Raw genomic sequence first — 23,897 nt, forward strand, 5'->3', positions numbered from 1 at the left:
CTACCCCTGCACCGGCTGCGCGCGTTCGACCAGCCGCGCAAAGAACGAGGCGCCCACCGGCGCCACCGCGTCGTTGAAGTTATACCCCGCCTGATGCAGCCCCGCGCCCGCGCCCTGCCCAAGGAACAGGAACGCTCCGGGGCGGGCCTGCAGCATATAGGAAAAATCCTCGGCCCCCATTTCGCGGGTCACGTCATCCTCGACATTGCCGTCGCCCGATACCTCGCGCGCGATTTCGGCGGCAAAGGCGGTCTTGCCGGCATGGTTCACCGTGGCCGGGTACCAGACCTGGTAATCCAGCTCGGCATCCACGTCATAGGCGGCGGCCGTGCCCTCGACGATCTGCGTCATGCGCCGCTGCACCATCTTCTGCACCTCCGGGTCGAAGGTGCGCACGGTGCCGCCCAGATAGGCGGTTTCCGGCACGATATTCTCGGCCGACCCGGCATGGATCTGCGTGACCGAGATCACAAGGTCGTCCAGCGCGTAATGGTTGCGGCTGCTGATCGTCTGGATGCCCTGTGCGATGGCCAGCGCCGCCACCACCGGATCGCGGGTTTCATGCGGCATCGCGCCATGGCCGCCAAGGCCCCGGATATGGATGTTGAACGTATCCACCGCCGCCAGCAGCGGCCCCGGCGCGGTCGAGAAATGCCCCTCGGGCAGGCCCGGCGCGTTGTGGATGCCATAGACCTGCGCGATATCGAAACGGTCCATGATGCCTTCGTCCACCATCACGCCGCCGCCGCCGCCATCCTCTTCGGCGGGCTGAAAGATCAGCGCCACGCGGCCGGTGAAATTGCGTGTCTCGGCCAGGTATTTCGCCGCGCCCAGCAGCATGGTGGTGTGCCCGTCATGGCCACAGGCATGCATCCGCCCCGGCACGGTCGAGGCATAGGGCAGCCCGGTTTCCTCGGCAATCGGCAGCGCATCCATGTCGGCCCGCAACCCGATCGTGGGCCCCTCGCCCCGGCCCTCGACGATCGCCACCACGCCGGATTGCGCGATGCCGGTGTGAATGTCGGTGATCCCGAATTCCTTCAGCCGCTCCACGACGAAGCCGGCCGTTTCGTGACAGTCGAACCCCAGTTCGGGATGGGCGTGCAGGTGCTGACGCCATTGCGCCATATCCTCGGCATAGGCGGCGATGCGGTTGATGACGGGCATGGGTGGACTCCGGTGGCAGGGTTTCGCACTGTCGCAGCAAACCGCAATAACGAAAGCACCGCAATGCCCGATGACGCGCTGATCCACGAACCGCATGGCGGAATGCCGCGCCTGCTGGAAATCATGCGCCGGTTGCGCGACCCGCAAACCGGCTGCCCGTGGGATATCGAACAGACATTCGCCAGCATCGCGCCCTACACCATCGAAGAGGCCTATGAGGTGGCCGATGCCATAAACCGGCAGGCCTGGGACGAGCTCAAGGGCGAGCTGGGCGACCTGCTGTTCCAGTCGGTCTTTCACGCGCAGATGGCGGCCGAGGCGGGGCTGTTCACCTTCGACGAGGTGGCCGACACCATGTCGGACAAGATGGTCGCACGCCACCCGCACGTGTTCGGCGCGGAAAGCCGCGACAAATCCGCCGAACAGCAGACACGCGACTGGGAGGCGATCAAGGCCGCCGAGCGCGCGGCCAAGGCGCAGACCGGCGTGCTGGACGGCGTGGCCCCCGGCCTGCCCGCCCTGCTGCGCGCCCACAAGCTGCAGAAACGCGCGGCGCGCGTGGGCTTTGACTGGCCGCACACCGCGCATGTGCTGGACAAGATCGTGGAAGAGGCCCGCGAACTGGAAGAGGCCCGCGACGAGCTGGGCCCCGACCAGATCGAAGAGGAAATGGGCGATCTGCTGTTCGTGATGGCCAACCTCGCCCGCCACCTGGGCGTGGAGCCCGAGGCCGCGCTGCGCCGCGCCAACGCGAAATTCACCCGCCGTTTCGCCCGGATCGAGGCGCTGCTGGCCGAGGACGGCAAGACGCCCGAACAGTCCGACCTGGCCGAGATGGACGCGCTGTGGGATCGCGCCAAGGCCGAGGACAAGGCGCGACATAGTAGCTGAGCGGAAAAATCGGGTATTGTTCCGACAAAATTACTCGGATAAATGGGGCAGTCGAAACAGCGAACCATGACAGGAGCCCCCATGTCCGCACCGTTCCGCACATTCGCCGCCGGCGCACTGATCGCCGCGATCGCAGCGCCCGCGCTGGCCCAGGAGGTCAACCTTTATTCCTATCGCCAGCCCGAACTGCTCAAGCCGCTGACCGATGCCTTTACCGAGGAAACCGGCATCCGCGTCAACGTCGCCCATCTCGACAAGGGGATGGTCGAACGGCTGCAGGCCGAGGGCGACCGCTCGCCCGCCGACCTGGTGTTTACCGTCGACATCTCGCGCCTGGCCGCGGTGGTCGAGGCCGGGCTGACGCAGCCGGTGGAAAGCGCCGCCCTCAGCGCCAACGTGCCCGCCGCCTATCACGATCCCGAAGGCCACTGGTGGGGCCTGACCACCCGCGCCCGCGTGGTCTATGCCAGCAAGGAGCGCGTGGCCGGGGGCGAGGTCACCACCTATGAGGATCTGGCCGATCCCAAATGGCAGGGCCGGATCTGCACCCGCTCGGGCACGCATCCCTATAACGTGGCGCTGGTATCGGCGATGATCCACCACCATGGCGAGGATTACACGAAAGAGTGGCTCGAAGGCGTCAAGGCGAACCTCGCCCGCAAGCCGCAGGGCAACGACCGCGCGCAGGTCAAGGCGATCTGGGCCGGCGAATGCGATATCAGCCTGGGCAATACCTATTACATGGGCGCGATGCTGAAGGATGACGAGCAGAAGGCCTGGGCCGACTCGGTCAACATCGTCTTTCCCGTCTTCGAAGAGGGCGGCGCGCATGTGAACATCTCGGGCGTGGCGATGACCAAGGCCGCGCCGAACCGCGACAACGCGCTGAAGATGATGGAATTCCTGACCTCGCCCAAGGCGCAGCAGATCTATGCCGAGGCGAACTACGAATACCCCATCGCCCCGGGCACCGAGGCCGACGCGCTGGTGCAGAGCTGGGGCAGCTTCACCGCCGACGACACCAACCTGATGGACCTGGCCAAGCTGCGCCCCGCCGCGCTGAGGCTGGTCGAAACGGTGGATTTCGACGGCTGACCGCCACGTATCCGCAAGAAGAAAGCCCCGCAAGTCCCTGACCTGCGGGGTTTTTCATGCCCTTGTGTTTCCTCTCTCGGGAAATATCCCAAGGGAGCGCGAGGGGGCAGCGCCCCCTCGTTCCCGCCATTGCCGTATCAGGCCGCCGCCGCCCGTTCCTGCGACCGGGCCGGGAACGGCACCAGCCGCCCGGCCTCTTCGTCCCAGAGCTTGAGCCGGAACGAGGCCAGCGCCTCGGCCCAGCCGATGCGGCGCATGGGCGCGATGGCATCCAGCGCGAAATGGCATTTGCGCAGCCGGTAGCTGGGGATGCGCGGGTTGAAATGGTGGATGTCGTGATAGGCGATATTGCCGGTGCCGATATCCCACCAATGCCCGAGATTCAGGCAGGACGAGCCTTGCAGCGCGGCGATCTGCGGGTTCAGCTCGGGGCGGCGGTCCCAGTGGGTGTCCTCGAAATTGTGCTGCAGGTAGACGAGGAACACCCCGATCACCCCCGCCAGCACGGCCGAGGACAACAGCACCGCCAGTCCGGCCCAGCCGCCAAGCGCCCAGACCAGCGCGAACCAGCCCAGCACCAGCGCGTTATGCGCCATCACGCCCGCAACGCCCACGGCCTGCGTGTTGCGGGGCCAGCGGTAGCGGATGAAATAGGTGTAAAGCCCGCCCAGCCCCAGCAGCAGCACCGGGTTGCGGTAGATGCGATAGACCAGCCGCTCGGCCCGGCCCGCGCGCTGCCATTCGGCCAGCGTCATGGTATAGACCTCGCCATCCTCGCGGAAATCCAGGTTGCCGACATGGGCGTGGTGCAGGTTGTGATTGTGGCGCATCACCGCATAGGGCGTCAGCGTGAACACCGACAGCCCCTCGCCCGCCCGGTCGTTCCAGCGCCGCCGCGAGAACAGCGAGGCATGGCCGCAATCGTGCTGCAGCACGTAAAGCCGGACCGAGGCAAAGCCCAGCACCACCACGAAGGGCAGCGCCGCCAGCCAGTGGAGCCGCGTCGCAGCCCATGTCCCCAGGATCAGCGCCGCGAAATAGACGGCGAACGTCCCGAAATAGCTGAGCGCGGCAAGGCGGTCGTCCTTGTCGGTATAGCCATGGGTGAAGGCGCGGATGCGTTTGATGTCCATTTTCGTCCCTCGGTTGCGTCGGCAAGCCGGTCGGCCCGGCCCCGGCGCAGGGTAAAACACTCGTGTCACAGGATATTGACCGCAGGGCGCTGCGATCAACCCCCCGCGTGCCGGGAGCCGCCCCACCGGCGGGGACATGATTGTTTCAGCGGCGTGGGGGATGGAATTGAGGCAGGGGAGGCACCCCGCCCGGACCAGCCGCGCAGCGGCCCGGGCATCGCTCTCTGTCGCGGTCGATCGAAAGGGGTGCGCCCGACCGGGGCTACCCCTTCTTCTTCAGGTGTTTTTTCAGCGCCCCGGCGTTCTTTTCCCGCCGTCCCTTATAGGGGTTCCGCTCGCCCTGCCCCCGCATGTAGAGCCGGATCGGCGTGCCGGGCATGTCGAACGCCTCGCGCAACCCGTTGACCAGGTAGCGGGTGTAGCTGTCGGGCATCCTGTCGGGATGGCTGCACATCACCACGAATCCCGGCGGCCGCGTCTTGGCCTGCGTCATGTAGCGCAGCTTGATCCGGCGGCCCTGCGGCGCGGGGGGCGGGTGCGCCTCGACCATGCCGGTCAGCCAGCGGTTCAGCTGCGCGGTCGGCACGCGGGTGTTCCAGATCGTGTAGGCGCGTTCCACCGCCTCGCGCAGCCGGTCGAGGCCCCGGCCCGTCTTCGCCGAGACGGTGACCAGCGGTGCGCCGCGCAGTTGCGGCAGCAGCCGGGCGAAGGCCTCTTTCAACTCGCGCAGCTTTTGCTGTTTCTCGTCCTCGACATCCCACTTGTTCACCGCCACCACCACGGCGCGCCCTTCGCGTTCGGCAAGGTCGGCGATGCGCAAATCCTGCTGTTCGAAGGGGATCGCCGCGTCCAGCAGCACGATCACCACCTCGGCGAACTTGACCGCGCGCAGCCCGTCGGCGACCGACAGCTTTTCCACCTTGTCCTGCACGCGCGCCTTCTTGCGCATCCCGGCGGTGTCCCAGATCCGCACCGGCAGCCCGTCCCAGTCGACCTGGAGCGAGATCGCATCGCGGGTGATCCCCGCCTCGGGGCCGGTCAGCAGGCGATCTTCGCCCAGCAACTTGTTGATCAGGGTCGATTTTCCCGCGTTGGGGCGGCCCACCACGGCGATCTGCATGGGCTTTTCCGGCGTCGGCCAGCGCAAATCGGCGATGCCTTCATCGGCCTCTTCCTCGCTCAGCGTGACGTCGGTTTCGGGGGCGGTTTCCTCGGCCTGTTCCTCGAACTCGGCGGCCAGCGGCATCAGCTCGGCCAGCAGGTCGCCCAGCCCCTCGCCATGTTCGGCCGACAGGCGCAGCGGCTCGCCCAGGCCAAGGCTGTAGGCCTCGATCACGCCGGCGTCGGCGGCGCGGCCCTCGGCCTTGTTGGCGGCCAGGATCACGTGTTTGGCGCGCTTTCGCAGGATCTCGGCAAAGATCTGGTCGGTGGGGGTGATGCCGGTGCGCGCGTCGATCATGAACAGGCAGACATCGGCCATGTCCACCGCGCGCTCGGTCAGCCGCCGCATCCGGCCCTGCAGGCTGTCGTCGGTCGCATCCTCAAGCCCGGCGGTGTCGATCACGGTAAAGCGCAGATCGCCCAGCCGCGCCGCGCCTTCGCGCAGGTCGCGCGTGACGCCCGGCTGGTCGTCGACCAGCGCCAGCCGCTTGCCCACGAGGCGGTTGAACAGCGTGGACTTGCCCACGTTCGGGCGCCCCACGATGGCGAGTGTGAAACTCATGATCTTGTCGCTCCAGCGGTGTCAGGCCGCCGCGATACAGGAATTGGCGGTCAACGGAAAGCGTGGAGTTGCCCGCGCGTGCCCACGACGTACAGCGTGCGGTTCACCACCACGGGCGCGGTGGTGGCGCCGCCGGGCACCTCGGTTTCATAGACCAGCTCGCCCGAGGCCGGGTCGAAGAACCGCAGCGCCCCGTCGTTCGAGGCCACGACGACGCGCCCGCCGGCCACCACGGGGCCATAATGGGCATAGACCGCGACCTGCCGCTTGGGCCGGTTGCGGGTAAAGCGCGGCAGATCCTTTTTCCACACCAGCGCGCCGTCCTCGGCGTTCAGGCGGACAAGCTCGTTCCGGTCGTTCACCAGGAAGACCGAATTGCCGGCGACCCAGACCGCGCCCATCGCGCCCTCGTCGGCGGTCCAGATGCGTTCGCCGTTGCCGGCGTTCAGCCGCACGGTGCGGCCCGAATGGGTGCCGACATAGATGCTGTCGCCCACGATCACCGGATCGCCGGTGATATCGGTCACCTTGGCCGAGGCGCGGAACCGGCGCTGCCCCGAGATCGTGGCGTTCCACATCCGCAGCCCGCCCTGCCGGAACGCCGCCTGCAGGTCGCCCGCGCCGAAGGAAAAGACGACGAACTGGTCGGTCAGCGCCGGGGCGGCCCCGCCCAGCACGTTCGCCACGTCGGGTGCCGCGCCCAGTTGCCAGCGGATGCGGCCATTGTCCTTTTCGATGCCCCAGGCGGTATCGTCGCCCGACACCAGGTAGACAAGGTCGCCCGCCACAGTCGGCGTGCCCGACCCGGTGGCGTTCAGCTTCTGCTGCCAGATCACCGCGCCGGTTTCGGCATCCAGCGCGCTGAGCAGGCCGAAGCCGGACGAGACGTAAAGCCGCCCGCCCTCATAGGCCAGCCCGCCGCCGGTGGCCTGCCCCTCGCTTTCGCGCGCGGGCAGCAGATCCTGCGCCCAGAGCCGGCTGCCATCGGTGCCATGCGCCATCACCTGCGCCCCCGAATCGAGGGTGAAGATACGCCCGCCCGCGACCACGGGGGTGGCGGTGATGCGGGCCTTGCGGGTGTCGCCCGCGCCGATACCGGCGCTCCAGACGCGCACGGGCGCGGCGCCGAGCGCCGGGTGATCGGTGCGGAAGGCGGGTGTGCCATGGCCCTGCGCCCAGTCGGAATTGACCTGCTGGGCGGGCAGCGACACCGCGACATCCACCGGCGCCGCGGCCCCGGCCCCGGGATCGCCGGCGCGCAGATCCTCGCGCGGGCCGGGCAGGATCACGTCTTTTTCGGCGCAGGCCGACAGGAGCAGCGCCCCCGCGATCCCGATCATCCACCCGGTCTTTGCTGTTGCCATCGTTCCGTCCTGGTGCTGCGGTTACTGTTCCACCGGCGTGTCCGCCACGCCAGAGGCGATTTGCGGCACCTCGCCCCCCAGCGCCACAATCAACTGGGAAGCGCGCCGGCGCAAGCCCGCGGTCGCCTCGGCATCCTGCATGATGCGCCCCAGCCGGTCGAGCGCGGCGTCGCGCGCGCCGGTGCCGATGTCGATCAGGGCGATCTGTTCCTCGGCCAGAAGCCGCAGGATACCGCCCTGCCCGGACAGCGCCTCGAACTGGCGGCGGCGCTCCTCGGGCGGCATGTCGGTCTGCAGGGTCAGGGCGCGAAAGCCCGCGATCCGGCGATAGATTTCCGGCACGTCGCCATTGGCCGCGACCTGTTGCAGCGCGGCCACCGCGCCGGCGTTGTCGCCACCCGCGGACAGCTCGCCCGCGCGGGCCAGCGCGACCAGCATCTCCTGCCCCGGCCCTTCGGCGGGCACATCGCTCAGCGCGGCGGCGCGCGACAGCGCGTTGTCGCCCTCGAGCGCGGCGATCATGGCATCGCCCAACGCCTCGGCCGCGGCACGGTCCTGCGCCTTGCGCCATTCGTTCCAGGCCGCGCCGCCGACGATCAGCAGCACCGCCAGGACACCGATCCAGCCATAGCGGCGGAACATCGCAAACAGCTTGTCCCGCCGGACTTCCTCGGTCACTTCCTCGATAAAACTGTCGGTCTCGCTCACGCCCGTGCCTCGCCTTGCTTTCCCCCCTCTTATCCGCTCGCCATCGCCCTGCCAAGGCCCAGTGGATTTTCGCGGGCCTGCGACATCGGCTTTCTTGCAGAAGAGAACGGGAGGCCCTATTTTGAACCGATCGGTTCAGTCCGCGTCACCGCGCCACGACGCGCAAAGATTGCAAATGTGACGCGGGGCTGTATGAAAACGGCACGACGCAAGATGCAGGCAAAGGAGCCCTGATGCGCCCGATTCCCATTCTGACCGCCATCGTGGTCACCGCGGTGCTTTACCTGCTGGTGATGGAGAGGGACGCGCTGTTCGCCTTCGCCACCGGCGGCGAGGTCACAGACAGCACGCAGGCCGCCGCGCCCGCCGACGCGGCCGAGGCGATGGCCGGGGAAAAGCCGGTCAGGGTGGTGGCCATCCGCTCCACCGCGCAGGTGATCGACAGCGCGGTGATCCTGCGCGGCGAAACCCGCGCCGCGCGGCAGGTCGAGATGCGGGCCGAAACCTCGGGCCAGGTGGTATCCGAGCCGCTGCGCAAGGGCGCCTTCGTCGACCGGGGCCAGACCCTGTGCCGTATTGATCCGGGCACGCGCGAGGCCGCGCTGGCCGAGGCCGAGGCCCGGCTGGCCGAGGCCCGCGCCCGCGCCCCCGAGGCCCGCGCCCGGCTGACCCAGGCCGAGGCGCAGCTGCGCGAGGCGCAACTGAACCAGACCGCTGCCGCGCGGCTGTCGCAGGACGGCTTTGCCTCGGAAACGCGGGTCGCCGCGACCGAGGCGGCGGTCAGCGCCGCCGAGGCGGCGGTGGAATCCGCGCGCACCGGGCTGGAAACCGTGAAATCCGGCGTGCAATCGGCCGAGGCCGCGCTGGCCGCCGCACGAAAAGAGATCGAGCGGCTGACGATCAGCGCGCCCTTCGCCGGGCTGCTGGAAAGCGACACGGCGGAACTGGGCAGCCTGATGCAGCCCGGATCGCTGTGCGGCACGGTGATCCAGCTCGATCCGATCAAGGTGACGGGCTATATCCCGGAAACCGAGATCGGCCGGGTCGAGGTCGGCGCGCTGGCCGGGGCACGGCTGAGCGACGGGCATGAATTGCGCGGGCGGGTCACCTTCCTGTCGCGTTCGGCCGATCCGGTGACGCGCACCTTCCTTGTGGAAATCGACATGCCCAACGGCGATCTGGAAATCCGCGACGGCCAGACCGCCGAGATCGTGATCCAGGCCGATGGCGCCAACGCGCATCTTCTGCCGCAATCGGCGCTGGCGCTGAACGATGACGGTGCGCTTGGCGTGCGGGTCGTGGGCGCGGAAAACCGGGTCGAGTTCGCGCCCCTGACCCTGATCCGCGACACCGCCGAGGGGGTCTGGGTCACCGGCCTGCCCGACGCGGCGCAGGTGATCGTGGTCGGGCAGGAATACGTGCGCGCGGGCGTGCTGGTCGATCCCACCTTCCGGGAGCCGGGCGAATGAGCGGGATCGTCGACTGGGCCGCCTCGCGCGCGCGGATGGTGCTGGCGTTCATCGCGCTCAGCCTGCTGGCGGGGGGCTTTGCCTATACCGGCCTGCCGAAAGAGGGCGAGCCCGATCTCGACATCCCCGCGCTTTTCGTGTCGGTCCCCTTCCCCGGCATTTCGGCCGAGGATGCCGAAAGCCTGCTGATCAAGACGATGGAAACCGAGCTGTCGGATCTCGACGGGCTCAAGGAAATGACCGCGACCGCCGCCGAGGGCTATGCCGGGATCGCGCTGGAATTCGAATTCGGCTGGGACAAGTCGCGCGTCATGGCCGATGTGCGCGAGGCGATGAACACCGCCGAGGGCCAGTTTCCCGACGGGTTCGAGAAATACACCATCAACGAGATCAATTTCAGCGAATTTCCCATCGTCATCGTGAACCTGACGGGGGCGGTGCCCGAACGCACCATGGCGCGGGTCGCCAAGGACCTGCAGGACCGGGTCGAGGCGCTGGACGCCGTGCTGGAGGCGGGGATCGCCGGCAACCGCGACGAGATGGTCGAGGTGGTAATCGACCCGCTGCGGCTGGAGGCCTACAACGTCACCGCGGGCGAGCTGATCAACGTGGTGCAGAACAACAACCTGCTGGTGCCCGCCGGCGAGGTCGAGACCGCGCAGGGCACCTTCAGCGTCAAGATCCCCAGCAGTTTCGACGAGCCGCGCGACATCTATTCGCTGCCGGTCAAGACCAATGGCGACCGCGTGGTGACGCTGGGCGACCTGGCCGATATCCGCCTGACCTTCGAGGATCGCACCGGCACCGCGCGGTTCAACGGCGAACCCACGGTCGCGCTGCAGGTGGTCAAGCGCAAGGGGTTCAACCTGATCGACACCGCCAGCGAGGTGCAGCGCGTGGTCGACGAGGCCTATGCCAGTTTCCCCGAGGATCTGCGCGCCACGGTGAACGTGGGCACGTCCAACGACCAGAGCCGCATCGTCGCCTCGATGGTGGCGCAGCTCGAAGGGTCGGTGCTGACCGCCATCGCGCTGGTGATGATCGTGGTGCTGGCCAGCCTCGGCAGCCGCGCGGCGCTGCTGGTGGGCTTTGCGATCCCGACCTCGTTCCTGTTGTGCTTCGTGCTGCTGGCGGTGATGGGGGTGACGATTTCCAACATCGTGATGTTCGGCCTGATCCTTGCGGTGGGGATGCTGGTGGACGGCGCGATCGTGGTGGTGGAATACGCCGACAAGCGGATATCCGAGGGCACCGGCCCGATGCACGCCTATGTCGAGGCGGCCAAGCGGATGTTCTGGCCGATCATCAGCTCGACCGCGACGACGCTCTGTGCCTTCATGCCGATGCTGTTCTGGCCGGGCGTGCCGGGCGAGTTCATGGGGATGCTGCCGGTCACGCTGATCTTCGTGCTGATGGCCTCGCTGGTGGTGGCGCTGATCTACCTGCCGGTGATGGGCGGGGTGACGGGCCGGATCAGCCGCAGCTTTACCCGCGCCTCGGACTGGCTGCGCGCCCACAGCCCATGGGCGCTGCGCGCGGCGCTGGTGCCGGTGGCGCTTTACGCGATGTTCCTGGGTGCGATGCAGGTCATCAACCCCGATTACCTGTTCTCGGCCTTCGGCGGGGCCAGCCCGCTGTCGGGGCCGCTGGCCGCCCTGCCCGGCATCGTCCTGTTCGCCCTTGCGGCCTTCGCGGCCTCGATCACGCTCAGCGCGGCGCAGGTGACATGGCGGCGGCGACAGGTGCAGGCGGGCCGGCGCCGCTCGCCTTTCGGCTGGCTGATCTCGATGATCGCGGCCAACCCGGTGATGCCGCTGGTGACCATCGTCGCGGTGATCGCCTTCGTCGTCAGCGTCTTCATGTATTTCGCGCAGAACAACCGCGGGGTCGAGTTCTTTACCGAGTCCGAGCCCGAGCAGGCCATCGTCTATGTCCGCGCGCGCGGCAATCTCAGCCTTGCGGAAAAGGATGCACTGGTGGCGCAGGCCGAACAGGTGGTGCTGACCCATCCCGGCATCCTGAACGCCTTTGCCTTTGCCGGGGATGGCGGGCTGAACAACAACACAGGCGGCGCGCAGCCGCCGCTGGACACGATCGGGCAGGTCCAGTTCGAAACCATCCCGTGGGAGGACCGTCCCGCCTATGCCGCCAGCCACGCGGGCGAGGTGACGCTGGAACAGCTCGACGGCGACGTGATGATCGACGACCTGACCGCCAAACTGGAACAGATCCCCGGCATAAGGATCGAGATCCTGGCGCAGGCGCGCGGCCCGGCCTCGGCCAAGCCGGTGCACCTGCGCATCAAGGGCGACGACTGGGATGCGCTGACGCAGGCCACCGCCATGACCCGCGCCAGGTTCGAGGAAACCGAGGGGCTGACCCTGATCGAGGATACCCTGCCCCTGCCCGGCATCGACTGGCAGATCGACGTCGACGTGGAAAAGGCCGGCCGGTTCGGTGCCGACGTGGCCACCGTGGGCGCGATGGTGCAGCTTGTCACGCGGGGCATCCTGCTCGATACGATGCGCGTCGACAGCTCCGACGAAGAGATAGATATCCGCGTGCGCCTGCCGCAGGACGACCGCGTGCTGTCCACCCTCGATACCCTGAAGGTGCGCACGCAGGACGGGCTGGTGCCGCTGGCCAATTTCATCACCCGCCAGCCGGTGCCCAAACTGGCCGAGATCAAGCGCGTGGACGGCAAACGCTATTTCGACATCAAGGCCGGGGTAGCGGCCGGGCTGACCAAGACCGTCACCGCCGCCGATGGCAGCGAGACGCAGGTGCCGATCACCGCGAACGAGCGGATCGCAACGCTGACCGAATGGCTCGACTCGGGCGCCCTGCCCCCCGGTATCGACTATGAATGGACCGGCGACCAGGAGATGCAGGAGGAAAGCCAGGCCTTCCTGCAATCGGCCTTCGGCGCCGCGCTGGGGCTGATGTTCATCATCCTGCTGGCGCAGTTCAACAGCTTCTACAACGCGGTGCTGGTGCTGGTCGCGGTGGTGCTGTCGACCACCGGCGTGCTGATCGGGATGCTGGTGATGAACCAGCCGTTCTCGATCATCATGACCGGCACGGGTATCGTGGCGCTGGCCGGGATCGTGGTGAACAACAACATCGTGCTGATCGACACCTATCAGGATTACAGCCGCTACATGCCCCGGATCGAGGCGATCATCCGCACCGCCGAGGATCGCATCCGCCCGGTGTTCCTGACCACGGTGACGACGATGGCGGGGCTGGCGCCGATGATGCTGGGGCTCAGCCTCGATTTCATCAATGGCGGCTATGCGCTCGACAGCCCCACGGCGCTGTGGTGGAAACAGCTGGCCACGGCGGTGGTGTTCGGGCTGGGCATCGCCACTGTGCTGACGCTGGTCTTCACGCCGTCGCTGCTGGCGCTGCGGGTCTGGTTCTCGACCTATGTCCGCGCGCTTGGCCGGGTGTTCGCGATGCTCACCAAGGGCAGGTCCAGCCGCGCCGCGCAGGACTGGGCGCTGCGCCGCGCCGCGCGCCGGATCAGGGCGCCCGAGATCGTCTGGGACGAGGACGCGGCACCCACCGCCGCCACGCCCCCGGCGTCATCGCCGCTCAAGGCCGCCGAGTGAGGCGCTGGCGGGGGGTGTTTCGCGGTTGAGCGGTCACCCCCTGCCCGGAACAGCCGCGCAGCGGCCCGGGCATCGCACGGCCGCCCCCCCCCGGCCGGGCGATTGGCTGCCGCAAGTGCCACGTTTCAGGGTAGGAAGTGGCTGTGCGATAAAGTGGCAGCCACAGAGGCAGGATCGCCCGACCGCGGCCATGCGATGCCCTCTGTTGCGCTCAAGCTGAGATATCGGCCCCCGCCTAACCCTCCGCCACCACCCTACGCCGCGTCCTCCTGCTCGGCGGCCTGGCGCTGCCACAGGCTCCAGTACCGGCCCCGGGCGGCCAGCAGGTCGGCATGGGTGCCCTGCTCGGCGATGCGCCCGTCCTCCAGCACGATGATGCGGTCGGCATCGGCAATGGTCGACAGCCGGTGCGCGATGGTCAGCACCGTGCGCCCCTCGCCCGCGCGGCGCAGCGCGCCCTGGATCTCGCGCTCGGTCTCGGTGTCCAGCGCGCTGGTCGCCTCGTCCAGCAACAAGATCGGCGGGTTTTTCAGCAGCGTGCGCGCGATCCCGACGCGCTGTTTCTCGCCGCCCGACAGTTTCAGTCCGCGCTCGCCCACCGCCGTGTCGTAGCCCTGCGGCAGCCCCATGATGAAATCGTGGATCTGCGCCGATTTCGCGGCGGCGATGACCTCCCCCTCGGTCGCACCGTCGCGGCCATAGGCGATGTTGTAGCGGATCGTGTCGTTGAACAGCACGGTGTCCTGCGGCACCACGCCGATCGCGTCGTGCAGACTGTCCTGGGTGACGTCGCGCACGTCCTGCCCGTCGATCCGCAGCGCCCCGCCGCCCACGTCGTAGAACCGGAACAGCAGCCGCCCGATGGTCGACTTGCCCGACCCCGAGGGCCCCACGATCGCCACCGTCTGCCCCGGCGCCACGTCCAGCGACACGCCCTTGAGGATCGGGCGTTCGGGATCGTAGCCAAATTCGACCGCATCCAGCGTCACGCGCCCGCCACCGACCTTCAGCGCGGATGCACCGGGCTTGTCGGCAATCTCGGAGGGTTGTTCCAGAAGATCGAACATCTCGCCCATGTCCACAAGGCTCTGGCGGATTTCCCGGTATACGGTGCCGAGAAAGTTCAGCGGCATGGTGATCTGGATCATGTAGGCGTTGACCATCACGAAATCGCCCACCGTCAGCGCGCCGTTCTGCACGCCCATGGCCGCCATCACCATCACGATCACCAGCCCGCCGGTGATCAGGAAGCTTTGCCCGAAATTCAGGAAGGACAGCGAATACGAGGTCAGCAGCGCCGCGCGCTCATACCCCTCCATCGCCTTGTCGTATCGCGCGGCCTCGCGCGACTCGGCGCCGAAATACTTGACGGTTTCGAAATTCAGCAGGCTGTCGATCGCCTTCTGGTTGGCGTCGGTGTCCTGGTCGTTCATCTCGCGCCGCAGCTTCACCCGCCATTCGGTGACGGCGAAGGTGAACCAGACATAGACCGCGATGGTCAGCGCCACGACCGCCAGGTACCAGACGTCGAACAGGAAGAACAGGATACCCGCGATCAGCACCAGTTCCAGCACCAGCGGGCCGATGCTGAACAGCAGAAAGCGCAGCAGGAAATCGACGCCCTTGACCCCGCGTTCGATGATCCGGCTCAGCCCGCCGGTCTTGCGCGTGATGTGATAGCGCATGGACAGGCGGTGGATATGGGTAAAGGTTTCCAGCGCAAGCTGGCGCAGCGCGCGCTGGCCCACGGCAGCGAACAGCGCATCGCGCAATTGCTGGAACCCGTTGGTCATCAGCCGCGCCATGCCATAGGCCACGGTCAGCCCCACCGCCCCCAGCGCCAGCATCGGCACGCCCTCGCCCGCCAGCGCATCCACCGCGTCCCGGTAAAGCATCGGCGTATAGACCGCGATCAGCTTGGACGCCAGAAGCGCCAGCAGCGCCAGCACCACGCGGCGCTTTACCCACGGCTTGTCGTCGGGCCAGAGATAGGGCGCAACCTTGCGGATCGTCCGCCAGCCCGATCGCTGCTCGGCCCGCTTCAGTTCTTCCTCGCTCGCGGTATGGCGTTTGCGCATGAATGCCCCGGTGTCTGCTTTTGCCCCGGTGATATGGGGCTTTTGCCGGAAAGGCCAGACGGGGCGGCGCGTCACTCGTCGGGCAGGTCGAACACCTGCCCGGGATAGATCAGGTCGGGGTCGCGGATGCGGTCGCGGTTGGCCTCGAACACCTTGACGAAGGCCATGCCCTCGCCATAGCGGTCGCGCGCGATGGCCCAGAGCGTGTTGCCCGGCTGCACGGTGATCACGGCGACCGGGGTGCCGGTGTCGCGCGTCGCCTCGGCCAGGACCGCGCTGTCCTCGCGCTTGAACGGCGTTTCGACGCGGCTGATCACCGCGCCGTCCGCGCCCACCTGGTCGACCCGCAGGGTATAGACCCCGGCATCGACCTGCGGCAGCTCGCTGCGCCAGCTTCCGTCGGGGGCCACGCGCGAGGTGGTGACCGGCGCGTTGTCCAGGTAGACGCGCACGAAGCCCTCGCCGGGGCTGCGCCCGGTCAGTTCCACCGCGCCGCTATCGGAATAGGTGATGGCGTCGATGGCGACCGAGGACATGACCTCGGGCGTGGCCGCCCCGGCCGCCGCGCCCGGTTGCAGCACCCGCACGCCCCCGGCGTCCGACAGCAGCACGGCGGGGCTGTCCCCGGCGGTATCGGCGGTATCCTCCGGTGTCGCGCTGGCGGGTGGTGCCGTGGCGGTAACGGTCTCGGCGGGTTCGGGCGCGGGTTGTGCGCCGGTGTCGTCCGGTTGCGCCGTTGCCTCGTCCACGGGGTCCGCAGCCTGCGGCGCTGCCGCAACCCCGGTTTCGGCAGGCGGGGTTGCGCTGGGGGCGATGATGACCTCCTGCTCGGATTGCAGCGCCGCGCCATCATGGGTCATGCGCAGGCGCATCAGCCGGGGATTGGCCGAGGGCGGCAGGTCGAGCAGCGCGGCGAAACTGCCATCCGATCCGGCGGTGGCCTCGCCGATCACCTCGTCATCCAGCAGCAGCTCGACCCGGCCGCCGGGCTGGGCGTTGCCCGCCACCTGCGCAAACCCGTCGGATTCGACCCGCACAACCGCAAAGCTGGGCGGTTGCGGGGCGGTCGCCTCGGGCATCTCGGGGGTTTCGGGCGCGGTGGGCGTCGCCTGTGTTTCGGGCGCCGGGGCGGCCTCGGGCGCAGGGGTCCCCGCGGCGGGGGGCTCGGCCACGTCCTGCGGCGCGGGCGGTGCGTCGAGCCGCCCCCACAGCGCCACGCCGATCGCCACCGCGGCAAGCGCAACGATACCCCCGGCCACCACTGCCCCCGGTCCCGAGAGGTTTGCCAATTTGCTCATTTTCCGCCTTTGCGACTTTCCCCAGGCCCGCGTGCGAACGCGGTTGAGGGACTGTAGCAACAGAGCTATCACGGGTCAAAACCACATTACGCCCGGAGCACGCCTATGACGATCCAACCTTCCGTCTGTGTCTATTGCGGATCACGCGCCGGGGCCAACCCCGCCTATGCCGGGGATGCCGAGGCATTGGGATACGCGCTGGCCGACAATGGCTGGCGGCTGGTCTACGGCGCGGGCGACGTGGGGCTGATGGGGCTGGTGGCGCGCGCCGCGCAATATGCCGGCGGGCAGACATTCGGCGTGATCCCCGTGCACCTGATGCAGGCCGAGGTCGGCAAGCGCGACCTGAGCCAGTTCATCGTGACCGAGAACATGCACGAGCGTAAGAAGGTCATGTTCATGAACTCCAACGCCATCGTGGTGCTGCCCGGCGGCGCCGGATCGCTGGACGAATTCTTCGAGGTGCTGACATGGCGGCAGCTCGGCCTTCATGCCAAGCCGATCTTCCTGCTGGATACCGACGGGTTCTGGCAGCCGCTGGTCGGGCTGATCGACCACGTGATCGACCAGGGCTTCGCCGAACCCTCGCTGCGCGATTTCGTCCGCGTGGTTCAGGACGTGCCGACGCTGACCGCCGCCCTGCGCGCGGCCCTGTCCTGACGCCAGGTCGCCAGCGTATAGATCGCCAGCGCGGCCCAGATCAGAGCGAAGGCGATGGCGTGCCAGCGGCCGAACGCCTCGCCGAAGATCAACACGGCCACCAGGAATTGCAGCGTCGGGTTCAGGTATTGCACCAGCCCCACCGTGCCCAGCCGCACCCGTTTCGTGGCGTAGGAAAACAGGATCAGCGGCGCGCCGGTGATCACGCCCGAAATCATCAGCAGGGCGCTGTCCCACATGTCGCGGCCATAGGCCCCGCCGCCCGGCGTGGCATGGGTGACGGCAAGGATGGCGATGGCGACGGGCGCCAGCAGCAGCACCTCGGCGGTGACCGACACGACCGGCCCGGCATCCAGCCGCTTTTTCACCACGCCATAAAGGCCGAAACTGCCCGACAGGATCAGCGCGATCCATGGCGCCACGCCCAGCCCCCGGCTCAGCAGCGCCACCGCCAGCACCGCCAGCGCCACCGCGGTGCCCTGCGCCCGGTCCAGCCTTTCGCCGAACACCAGCCGTCCCAGCGCCACCGCCACCAGCGGGAACAGGTAATAGCCCAGGCTGGCCTCGGTCACGCGGCCGATCTGGATCGACAGGATGAACACGAACCAGTTGGTCGAGATCATCAGCGCGGCAAAGCCCACGATCGCCCGCGACCGCCACGTTCCCAGCGCCGCGCGCAGTTGCGACAACCGCCCCTGCCCGGCCAGCACCAGCGTAAAGAACAGCACCGACCACAGCGTGCGATGGGCCAGTATCTCGATCGGGGGGATATGTTCCAGCAGCTTGTAATAAAGCGGCGACAGCCCCCAGACCGTGCAGGCCGCCACCATTGCCGCTATGCCGCGCGCCGCCTCGCTTTTCATGCCCGCCCCCCGAACCGCCGATGCCCTGCCATAGCAAGCCCGCGCGACACAGGCCAGCGCGGGTTAATGCGCGCGCCGCCCGCTGACCGAGGTCAGGCCCAGCTCATGCCCCAGCAGGCACATGTCGCGCGTGCGCTGCGGCAGCCGGCCGGCCTGTTCGAACAGCGATATCAGGTCCAGCAGGTTCCGCCCCTCGCAGATCCGGTCGCCGCGATAGCGCACCATCAGATAGGCGCTGACGGCGACGGGGCGGTGGCGCAGCGCGTCCATCGCCTCGACCCGGAAGGTCAGCGCGACGCGGTCATCCTGTTCGATGCCGGTCACGTCGCTGATACGGATATCGGTAAACTGCCGCAGGATCATCCGGTGAAAGGCCGCGAATTCGTCCGGCCCCATCAGATCCATATCCTCAAGCCCGCGAATCTCGGCATCCGCCGTGAACATCCGGCGCACGGCGCCGTCATCCGCATGTTCCCAGATACCGCGAACCAGCGTTTCGGTACGCTCAACCAAAGACATTGTCCCCTCCCCAACAGAAGACAGCCCACACTATGACATAACGCGAACAAACACACTCGTTACCCGAACCTCGCGTCACGTAAAGAACCAGCGCGCCGGGGAAAGGACAATAGACCGGGCATTGCAAAAATGAAAAACCCGCCCTGCCGGACGGGTTTTCCGATACATCTGTTGCGCGAAACTCACGCCATGCGCGAGGCGACGTTTTCCCAGTTCACCAGCTTGTCCAGGAAGTTGGTCAGGTAGGCCGGGCGCTTGTTGCGGAAATCGATGTAGTAGGAATGCTCCCACACGTCGCAGCCCAGCAGCGCGGTCTGGCCAAAGCACAGCGGGTTCACGCCGTTCTCGGTCTTGGTGACCTTCAGGCTGCCGTCGGCCTCCTGCACCAGCCACGCCCAGCCCGAACCGAACTGGCCTGCACCGGCGGCGGCGAAATCTTCCTTGAACTTGTCGACCGAGCCGAAATTCTCGGTCAGGGCCTTTTCCAGCGCGCCGGGCATCTTCTTTTCGCCCGGGCCCATCATTTCCCAGAACTGGGCGTGGTTCCAGTGCTGGCTGGCATTGTTGAAGATACCGTTCTGCGCCACGGCGCCCGACTGGTAGGTACCCTTGACGATCTCTTCGACAGGCTTGCCCTCCCACTCGGTGCCGGCGATCAGCTTGTTGCCGTTGTCGACATAGGCCTTGTGGTGCAGGTCATGGTGATATTCCAGCGTTTCCTTGGACATGCCCAGATCGGCCAGGGCGTCATGGGCATAGGGAAGATCGGGAAGTTCGAAAGACATGGGCATATACCCCCTCGTTGCGGTTTCCGTTGGGGGATAAGTGGGCCGCGCGGGCGGTCTCGTCAACCCCGCATGATACCGGCAGGCGGCATGATCCTGCCACCCGGCCCGTATCAGGACCGGGGGACAAGGGTTTGATCAGGCGTCGAAAAACCCGACTTCGCTGCCGGGTGCGGCGGCCACCGACAAAAGATCGAACACGTAGGACGCGACCGAGCGGAAACAGATCACCCGCGCCTCGCCCGCGCTGTCCAGCCAGATCGCGGCGGGCACCTGCGCCAGCCGGGTGCGCCGCATCTCGCCCGTGCCGAAGCGGTCGGGATGCAGGTCGGCGGGCGCCAGCTTGGCCAGCACCTCGCGCAGGCGCGCGGGCTCACCGGTCACACGGAACAGCGCCCGCGCGTCCGACACGTTCTCGGCCAGGTGATGCGTGCCCGCCAGTGCCGTGCGCAGCGTCGCCACCCCCTCATGCGCCTGCGCATGGGGCAGCAGGATCAGCCATTCGTCCGGCGACATCCACGCGATCGCGCGGTCGCCGGCCGCGGCGATCCCCCGGATGCCGGGCATATCCACCCCCGCGACGTCGCGCGCGGCCTTTTGCAGCGCGGCCGCGCCCGCATCGCCGCGCAGGGTGATCATGCCCTGCGGTCCGGCCTCTTCGATCTTCACGATCCCGACAAAGGACTGGCCGTTCAATGCGCTGACTGCCTCAGACATTCTGCTTCTCCCCGTCCTTGTCGTAGAATACCGGGTCCACGATCGTTGCCCTGTAGGTCTTGCCGTCGGTGCCGGGGAAGTCGATCACCGTGCCCATCCGGTCGGGCCCGTTCAGCACCAGGCCCATCGCGATGCCGCGCCCCAGCGTCGGCGAATGGTAGGTCGAGGTTACGCGCCCCTGCACGTTGCGCTGGCCGTTGGCATTGTCGCCATCCGCCACCGCATAGGCGCCATCGGGCAGCACGCTGCCATCCACCGTTTCCAGCCCCACCAGCTTCCACCTTGCGGGGTCGGTCATGTGGCTGCGCTGCTGCGCGCGCTTGCCTATGAAATCGTCCTTCTTCTTCGAAATCGCCCAGTCGAGGCCCAGATCCTGCGGGATCACCGTGCCATCGGTTTCGTCGCCGATCATGATAAAGCCCTTTTCGGCCCGCATCACGTGCAGCGCCTCGGTGCCATAGGGCATGACGTTGAATTCCATCCCCGCCTCCAGCAGCTTGTCCCACAGCGCGCGGGCCTGTCCCGCATCCACCGCGATTTCATAGGACAGCTCGCCCGAGAACGAGATGCGGTAGACCCGGCAAGAAATGCCCGCCAGTTCGCCATCCGCCCAGGCCATGAAGGGCAGCGCATCCTTCGACACGTCCATGCCGCCCAGCTTTTCCAGCACCTTGCGCGCATCGGGGCCGACCACGGCGATCTGGCCGTATTGCTCGGTCACGTTGGCGACGTAAACCTGCCAGTCCCACCATTCGGTCTGCAGCCATTCCTCCATATGGGCATGGATGCGCTCGGCCCCGCCGGTGGTGGTGTGGCACAGGAAACTGTCGTCGCCGATCCGCGCCACCACGCCATCGTCCATCAGAAAACCGTTTTCGCTGCACATCAGCCCGTAGCGGCAGCGCCCGGGTTTGAGCGTGCTCATCATGTTGGTATAGAGCATGTCGAGGAATTTCCCCGCATCCGGCCCGGTGACCACCAGCTTGCCCAGCGTCGAGGCATCCAGCAGCCCGAGCGAGCCGCGCGTCTGGGTAATCTCGCGCGCCACCGCCTGCGCGTGGGTTTCCCCGGCGCGCGGATAGCAATAGGGCCGCCGCCAATGGCCGACCGGCTCGAAATGCGCGCCCTGCGCCTCGTGCCAGTCCTGCAGCGGCGTGCGGCGGAGCGGCTGGAACACCTTGCCGCGCGCCTCGCCGCCGATGGCCCCCATCGAGATCGGCGTATAGGGCGGGCGGAAGGTGGTCGTCCCGGTCTGCGGAATCGGCTGGCCCAATGCATCGGACAGGATCGCCAGGCCGTTGATATTGCTCAGCTTGCCCTGATCGGTGGCCATGCCCAGCGTGGTGTATCGCTTGGCGTGTTCGACCGATTCGAACCCCTCGCGCGCGGCAAGCTGGATATCGCTGACCTTCACGTCGTTCTGGAAATCCAGCCACGCCTTCATCCGCAGTTTGACATGCGCGCCCTGCGGCATCAGCCACACCGGCTCGATCGCGGCCTCTTCGGGCGTTTCGCCCTTGGGGGCATCGGTTTTCTTCGGTTTTGCCCCCACGGCCTTTGCCGCCGCCATGCCCGCCGCATCCGCATCGGTCAGCACATCGCCCAGCCCCAGGTATCCGTTCGCGCTGCCCGCCGGGATGACAAAGGGCTCGCCCGCCGCCCCGGTGGGCGGCGCGTCGGCGTTGGGGCGGAACATCGCCTGCGCCTCGTCCCAGACCAGTTTGCCGCCGCAATGCGACCACAGGTGCACCACGGGCGACCAGCCGCCCGACATGGCGACCGCGTCGCATTTGATTTCTTCCAGCACCGCGCCCTCGCCGGCCTGTGCGCAGATCGCCACGCCCTCGACCCGCTTGCCGCCCTTCACCCTGGCCACGCCCTTGCCGGTTTCCACCCGGATGCCAAGCGCGCGCGCCTGCTCGGCCAGTGCCCCGCCGCCGCCCGCGCGGGCGTCGATGATGGCGGGCACCTCCAATCCAAGCTCTTTCAGCGTGATCGCCGTGCGATAGGCGTCGTCATTGTTGGTCACGACAATTGTGCGGTCGCCGATGGAAACGCCGTAATTCACCGCGTAATCGCGCACCGCACCGGCCAGCATCACGCCGGGGATGTCGTTGCCCGCGAAGGACAGCGGCCGCTCGATCGCGCCGGTGGCGGTGATCACCTGCCTGCAGCGCAGCCGCCACAGCCGGTGGCGCGGGCCGGGCGTGCCGGGCGCGTGGTCGCTGACGCGCTCATAGGCCAGCACATAGCCGTGATCGTAGACGCCCGCACCCATGCAGCGGGTGCGCAGGGTGACGTTCTTCATGCCCCGCATCTCGGCCAGCGCGGCCGCGACGAACGCATCCGCAGGCTTGCCGTCGACCGTGCCGCCATCGACAGGTGCGCGCCCGCCCCAATGGGCGGTCTGCTCGATCAGCAGCACCTGCGCGCCCGCGCGGCCGGCGGTCAGCGCCGCCTGCAGCCCGGCCACGCCGCCGCCGATCACCAGAACATCGACGAAAGCATGGAAATGCTCATAGGTATCCTCGTCGCGCAGATGCGCCTCGGGCGCGCGGCCAAGGCCCGCCGATTGCCGGATGAAGGGCTCGTAGACATGCTTCCAGAAGGCGCGCGGATACATGAAGGTCTTGTAATAGAACCCGGCGGGCAGAAAGCGGCTGAACCAGCTGTTCACCGCGCCCACGTCGAATTCCAGGCTGGGCCAGTGGTTCTGGCTGGTGGCGCTCAGCCCCTCGAACAGCTCGGTCGTGGTGGCGCGCTGGTTCGGCTCCAGCCGGTTGCCGGTCCCGAGGTTCACCAGCGCGTTGGGCTCTTCGGCCCCCGACGCCACCATGCCGCGCGGGCGGTGATACTTGAACGACCGGCCCACCATCATCTGCCCCGCACCCAGCAGCGCCGAGGCGAGCGTATCGCCCTCAAGCCCCGTCAGGTGCTGCCCGTTGAAGGTGAAATTGACCCTTTTGGCACGGTTCAGCAGCCGGCCACCCTTTGCAAGACGCGTGCTCATGCGAATTCTCTCCACGTCCAGCCCGGCCGCCTGGCCGAGATCCTGTCCCTGATGTCCCTGGGCGGTTCGGTGGTCTGCGCCGGATAGGTGCCGAACACCTCGAGCGTGCTGGTGTCGCGCGCCGCGTGGAACCACTTGCCGCAGCCGTTGACGTGCCGCCAGCGTTCGAAATGCACGCCCCTCGGGTTTTCGCGCATGAACAGGTAGCCCTCGAATTCGTCGTCGGACGCGCCCGGACCGAACCGTTTCAGATGCGCCTCGCCGCCGGGGGCAAGCTCGGTTTCATCGGCAAGGACGCCGCAACAGGGGCATTCCAGGATCAGCATGGCGCATCTACCTTCCCGCTGGTGATGTCCTGCGCGGCCATGATCTTCGCGCATGACAAACGGGCCGGCGCCACAAGGCGCCAGCCCGCATGTTTCGGTTCTTGGTTCAGTTCAGTCTGCGGCCGGGGCCGCAGGTGCGGCTTCGGTTGCCGGATCGGCGGGCACAGGTGTTTCCGCGACGGGGTTTGTCGCCCCCGCCCCGCCGTCCGGGCCGGTTCCGCTGCCGACCGTGCCGAGCGAAGCCACCAGAACGATGATGGCCAGCACGGCCAGCAGGGCAAGGAGCCAGCCAAACGCGCCGGTTCCCGTGGACAGTTCCGGTTTGCCCTGCAGCCGGGTGTCGTAGTCAAAATTCGACATGGGGTTTCCTCCTTTCCAGTCTGACCCAGACATGGGACGCTTGCCGCCCCAAAGGAAGAATGAGCGGGAATCCCCCGGTATTTTGCGCCATTTGCCGCGAATTCAGGGGGTTGCGAT

The 23,897-nt window shown here is 67.6% G+C and carries 19 protein-coding genes; 5 read left to right on the forward strand and 14 right to left on the reverse strand.

Going from position 1 to position 23,897, the window contains the following annotated elements:
* A complete protein-coding gene (locus tag F3H87_RS05910; RefSeq protein ID WP_149785978.1) occupies positions 1–1,167 on the reverse strand; it encodes a M20 aminoacylase family protein in 1,167 nt (388 codons plus the stop codon).
* Positions 1,168–1,230: 63 nt separating this feature from the next.
* Here F3H87_RS05910 and mazG point away from each other — a divergent pair, with 63 nt between their 5' ends.
* Complete coding sequence (gene mazG, locus F3H87_RS05915; protein WP_149785977.1) at positions 1,231–2,058, forward strand: nucleoside triphosphate pyrophosphohydrolase; 828 nt, start codon at positions 1,231–1,233, stop codon at positions 2,056–2,058.
* 81 nt (positions 2,059–2,139) lie between these two features.
* Positions 2,140–3,153 carry a Fe(3+) ABC transporter substrate-binding protein gene (locus F3H87_RS05920; protein WP_149785976.1) on the forward strand — a complete coding sequence of 338 codons (1,014 nt, stop codon included), beginning with the start codon at positions 2,140–2,142 and terminating at the stop codon, positions 3,151–3,153.
* A 137-nt stretch (positions 3,154–3,290) separates the two neighbouring features.
* Here the strand turns inward: F3H87_RS05920 and F3H87_RS05925 are convergent, their stop codons facing one another.
* From F3H87_RS05925 to F3H87_RS05940, 4 genes are all read right to left on the reverse strand, one after another.
* Complete coding sequence (locus F3H87_RS05925) at positions 3,291–4,286, reverse strand: fatty acid desaturase (protein ID WP_149785975.1); 996 nt, start codon at positions 4,284–4,286, stop codon at positions 3,291–3,293.
* Between the two features lie 262 nt (positions 4,287–4,548).
* Positions 4,549–6,009 (reverse strand): ribosome biogenesis GTPase Der, encoded by a 1,461-nt coding sequence (gene der, locus F3H87_RS05930; RefSeq protein WP_149785974.1) that lies wholly within the window; start codon positions 6,007–6,009, stop codon positions 4,549–4,551.
* Between the two features lie 50 nt (positions 6,010–6,059).
* Positions 6,060–7,373: a PQQ-like beta-propeller repeat protein gene (locus tag F3H87_RS05935; protein WP_223227969.1), complete on the reverse strand. Its 1,314-nt coding sequence runs from the start codon at positions 7,371–7,373 to the stop codon at positions 6,060–6,062.
* 21 nt (positions 7,374–7,394) lie between these two features.
* Positions 7,395–8,081 carry a tetratricopeptide repeat protein gene (locus F3H87_RS05940; protein ID WP_149785973.1) on the reverse strand — a complete coding sequence of 229 codons (687 nt, stop codon included), beginning with the start codon at positions 8,079–8,081 and terminating at the stop codon, positions 7,395–7,397.
* Positions 8,082–8,314: 233 nt separating this feature from the next.
* Here F3H87_RS05940 and F3H87_RS05945 point away from each other — a divergent pair, with 233 nt between their 5' ends.
* Positions 8,315–9,550 (forward strand): efflux RND transporter periplasmic adaptor subunit, encoded by a 1,236-nt coding sequence (locus tag F3H87_RS05945; protein WP_149785972.1) that lies wholly within the window; start codon positions 8,315–8,317, stop codon positions 9,548–9,550.
* Positions 9,547–13,164, forward strand: coding sequence for an efflux RND transporter permease subunit (locus tag F3H87_RS05950; RefSeq protein ID WP_149785971.1), 3,618 nt, complete (start codon positions 9,547–9,549; stop codon positions 13,162–13,164). The genes F3H87_RS05945 and F3H87_RS05950 overlap by 4 nt, the downstream gene beginning before the upstream one ends.
* 254 nt (positions 13,165–13,418) lie before the next feature.
* Here F3H87_RS05950 and F3H87_RS05955 read toward each other — a convergent pair whose 3' ends face one another.
* Both F3H87_RS05955 and F3H87_RS05960 read right to left on the reverse strand, forming a co-directional pair.
* Positions 13,419–15,242, reverse strand: a complete 1,824-nt coding sequence (locus F3H87_RS05955) for an ABCB family ABC transporter ATP-binding protein/permease (protein ID WP_149785970.1) — start codon at positions 15,240–15,242, stop codon at positions 13,419–13,421.
* A gap of 71 nt (positions 15,243–15,313) precedes the next feature.
* The gene (locus tag F3H87_RS05960; RefSeq protein ID WP_149785969.1) at positions 15,314–16,540 is read right to left on the reverse strand and encodes a LysM peptidoglycan-binding domain-containing protein; all 1,227 of its coding nucleotides are present in this window, start codon (positions 16,538–16,540) and stop codon (positions 15,314–15,316) included.
* A 105-nt stretch (positions 16,541–16,645) separates the two neighbouring features.
* Between F3H87_RS05960 and F3H87_RS05965 the strand changes: the two genes are divergently transcribed.
* Positions 16,646–17,200, forward strand: a complete 555-nt coding sequence (locus F3H87_RS05965) for an LOG family protein (protein ID WP_149785968.1) — start codon at positions 16,646–16,648, stop codon at positions 17,198–17,200.
* Here the strand turns inward: F3H87_RS05965 and rarD are convergent.
* From rarD to F3H87_RS06000, 7 genes are all read right to left on the reverse strand, one after another.
* Positions 17,152–18,063 (reverse strand): EamA family transporter RarD, encoded by a 912-nt coding sequence (rarD, locus tag F3H87_RS05970; RefSeq protein ID WP_223227970.1) that lies wholly within the window; start codon positions 18,061–18,063, stop codon positions 17,152–17,154. The two genes, F3H87_RS05965 and rarD, sit on opposite strands and share 49 nt — an antisense overlap.
* A gap of 63 nt (positions 18,064–18,126) precedes the next feature.
* Positions 18,127–18,582, reverse strand: a complete 456-nt coding sequence (locus tag F3H87_RS05975; protein WP_149785967.1) for an ester cyclase — start codon at positions 18,580–18,582, stop codon at positions 18,127–18,129.
* 182 nt (positions 18,583–18,764) lie between these two features.
* Positions 18,765–19,367 carry a superoxide dismutase gene (locus tag F3H87_RS05980; RefSeq protein WP_149785966.1) on the reverse strand — a complete coding sequence of 201 codons (603 nt, stop codon included), beginning with the start codon at positions 19,365–19,367 and terminating at the stop codon, positions 18,765–18,767.
* A 138-nt stretch (positions 19,368–19,505) separates the two neighbouring features.
* Complete coding sequence (locus F3H87_RS05985) at positions 19,506–20,084, reverse strand: sarcosine oxidase subunit gamma (protein WP_149785965.1); 579 nt, start codon at positions 20,082–20,084, stop codon at positions 19,506–19,508.
* A complete protein-coding gene (locus F3H87_RS05990) occupies positions 20,077–23,094 on the reverse strand; it encodes a sarcosine oxidase subunit alpha family protein (RefSeq protein WP_149785964.1) in 3,018 nt (1,005 codons plus the stop codon). Before F3H87_RS05990 ends, F3H87_RS05985 begins: the two co-directional genes overlap by 8 nt.
* On the reverse strand, positions 23,091–23,420 hold the full coding sequence (locus F3H87_RS05995) for a sarcosine oxidase subunit delta (RefSeq protein ID WP_149785963.1): 330 nt from the start codon (positions 23,418–23,420) through the stop codon (positions 23,091–23,093). Before F3H87_RS05995 ends, F3H87_RS05990 begins: the two co-directional genes overlap by 4 nt.
* Before the next feature lie 111 nt (positions 23,421–23,531).
* Positions 23,532–23,780, reverse strand: coding sequence for a hypothetical protein (locus F3H87_RS06000; RefSeq protein ID WP_149785962.1), 249 nt, complete (start codon positions 23,778–23,780; stop codon positions 23,532–23,534).
* Positions 23,781–23,897 lie beyond the last annotated feature (117 nt).

Origin of the sequence: Lutimaribacter pacificus (assembly GCF_900142185.1) — a bacterium.
Taxonomy (GTDB): Bacteria; Pseudomonadota; Alphaproteobacteria; order Rhodobacterales; family Rhodobacteraceae; genus Lutimaribacter; species Lutimaribacter pacificus.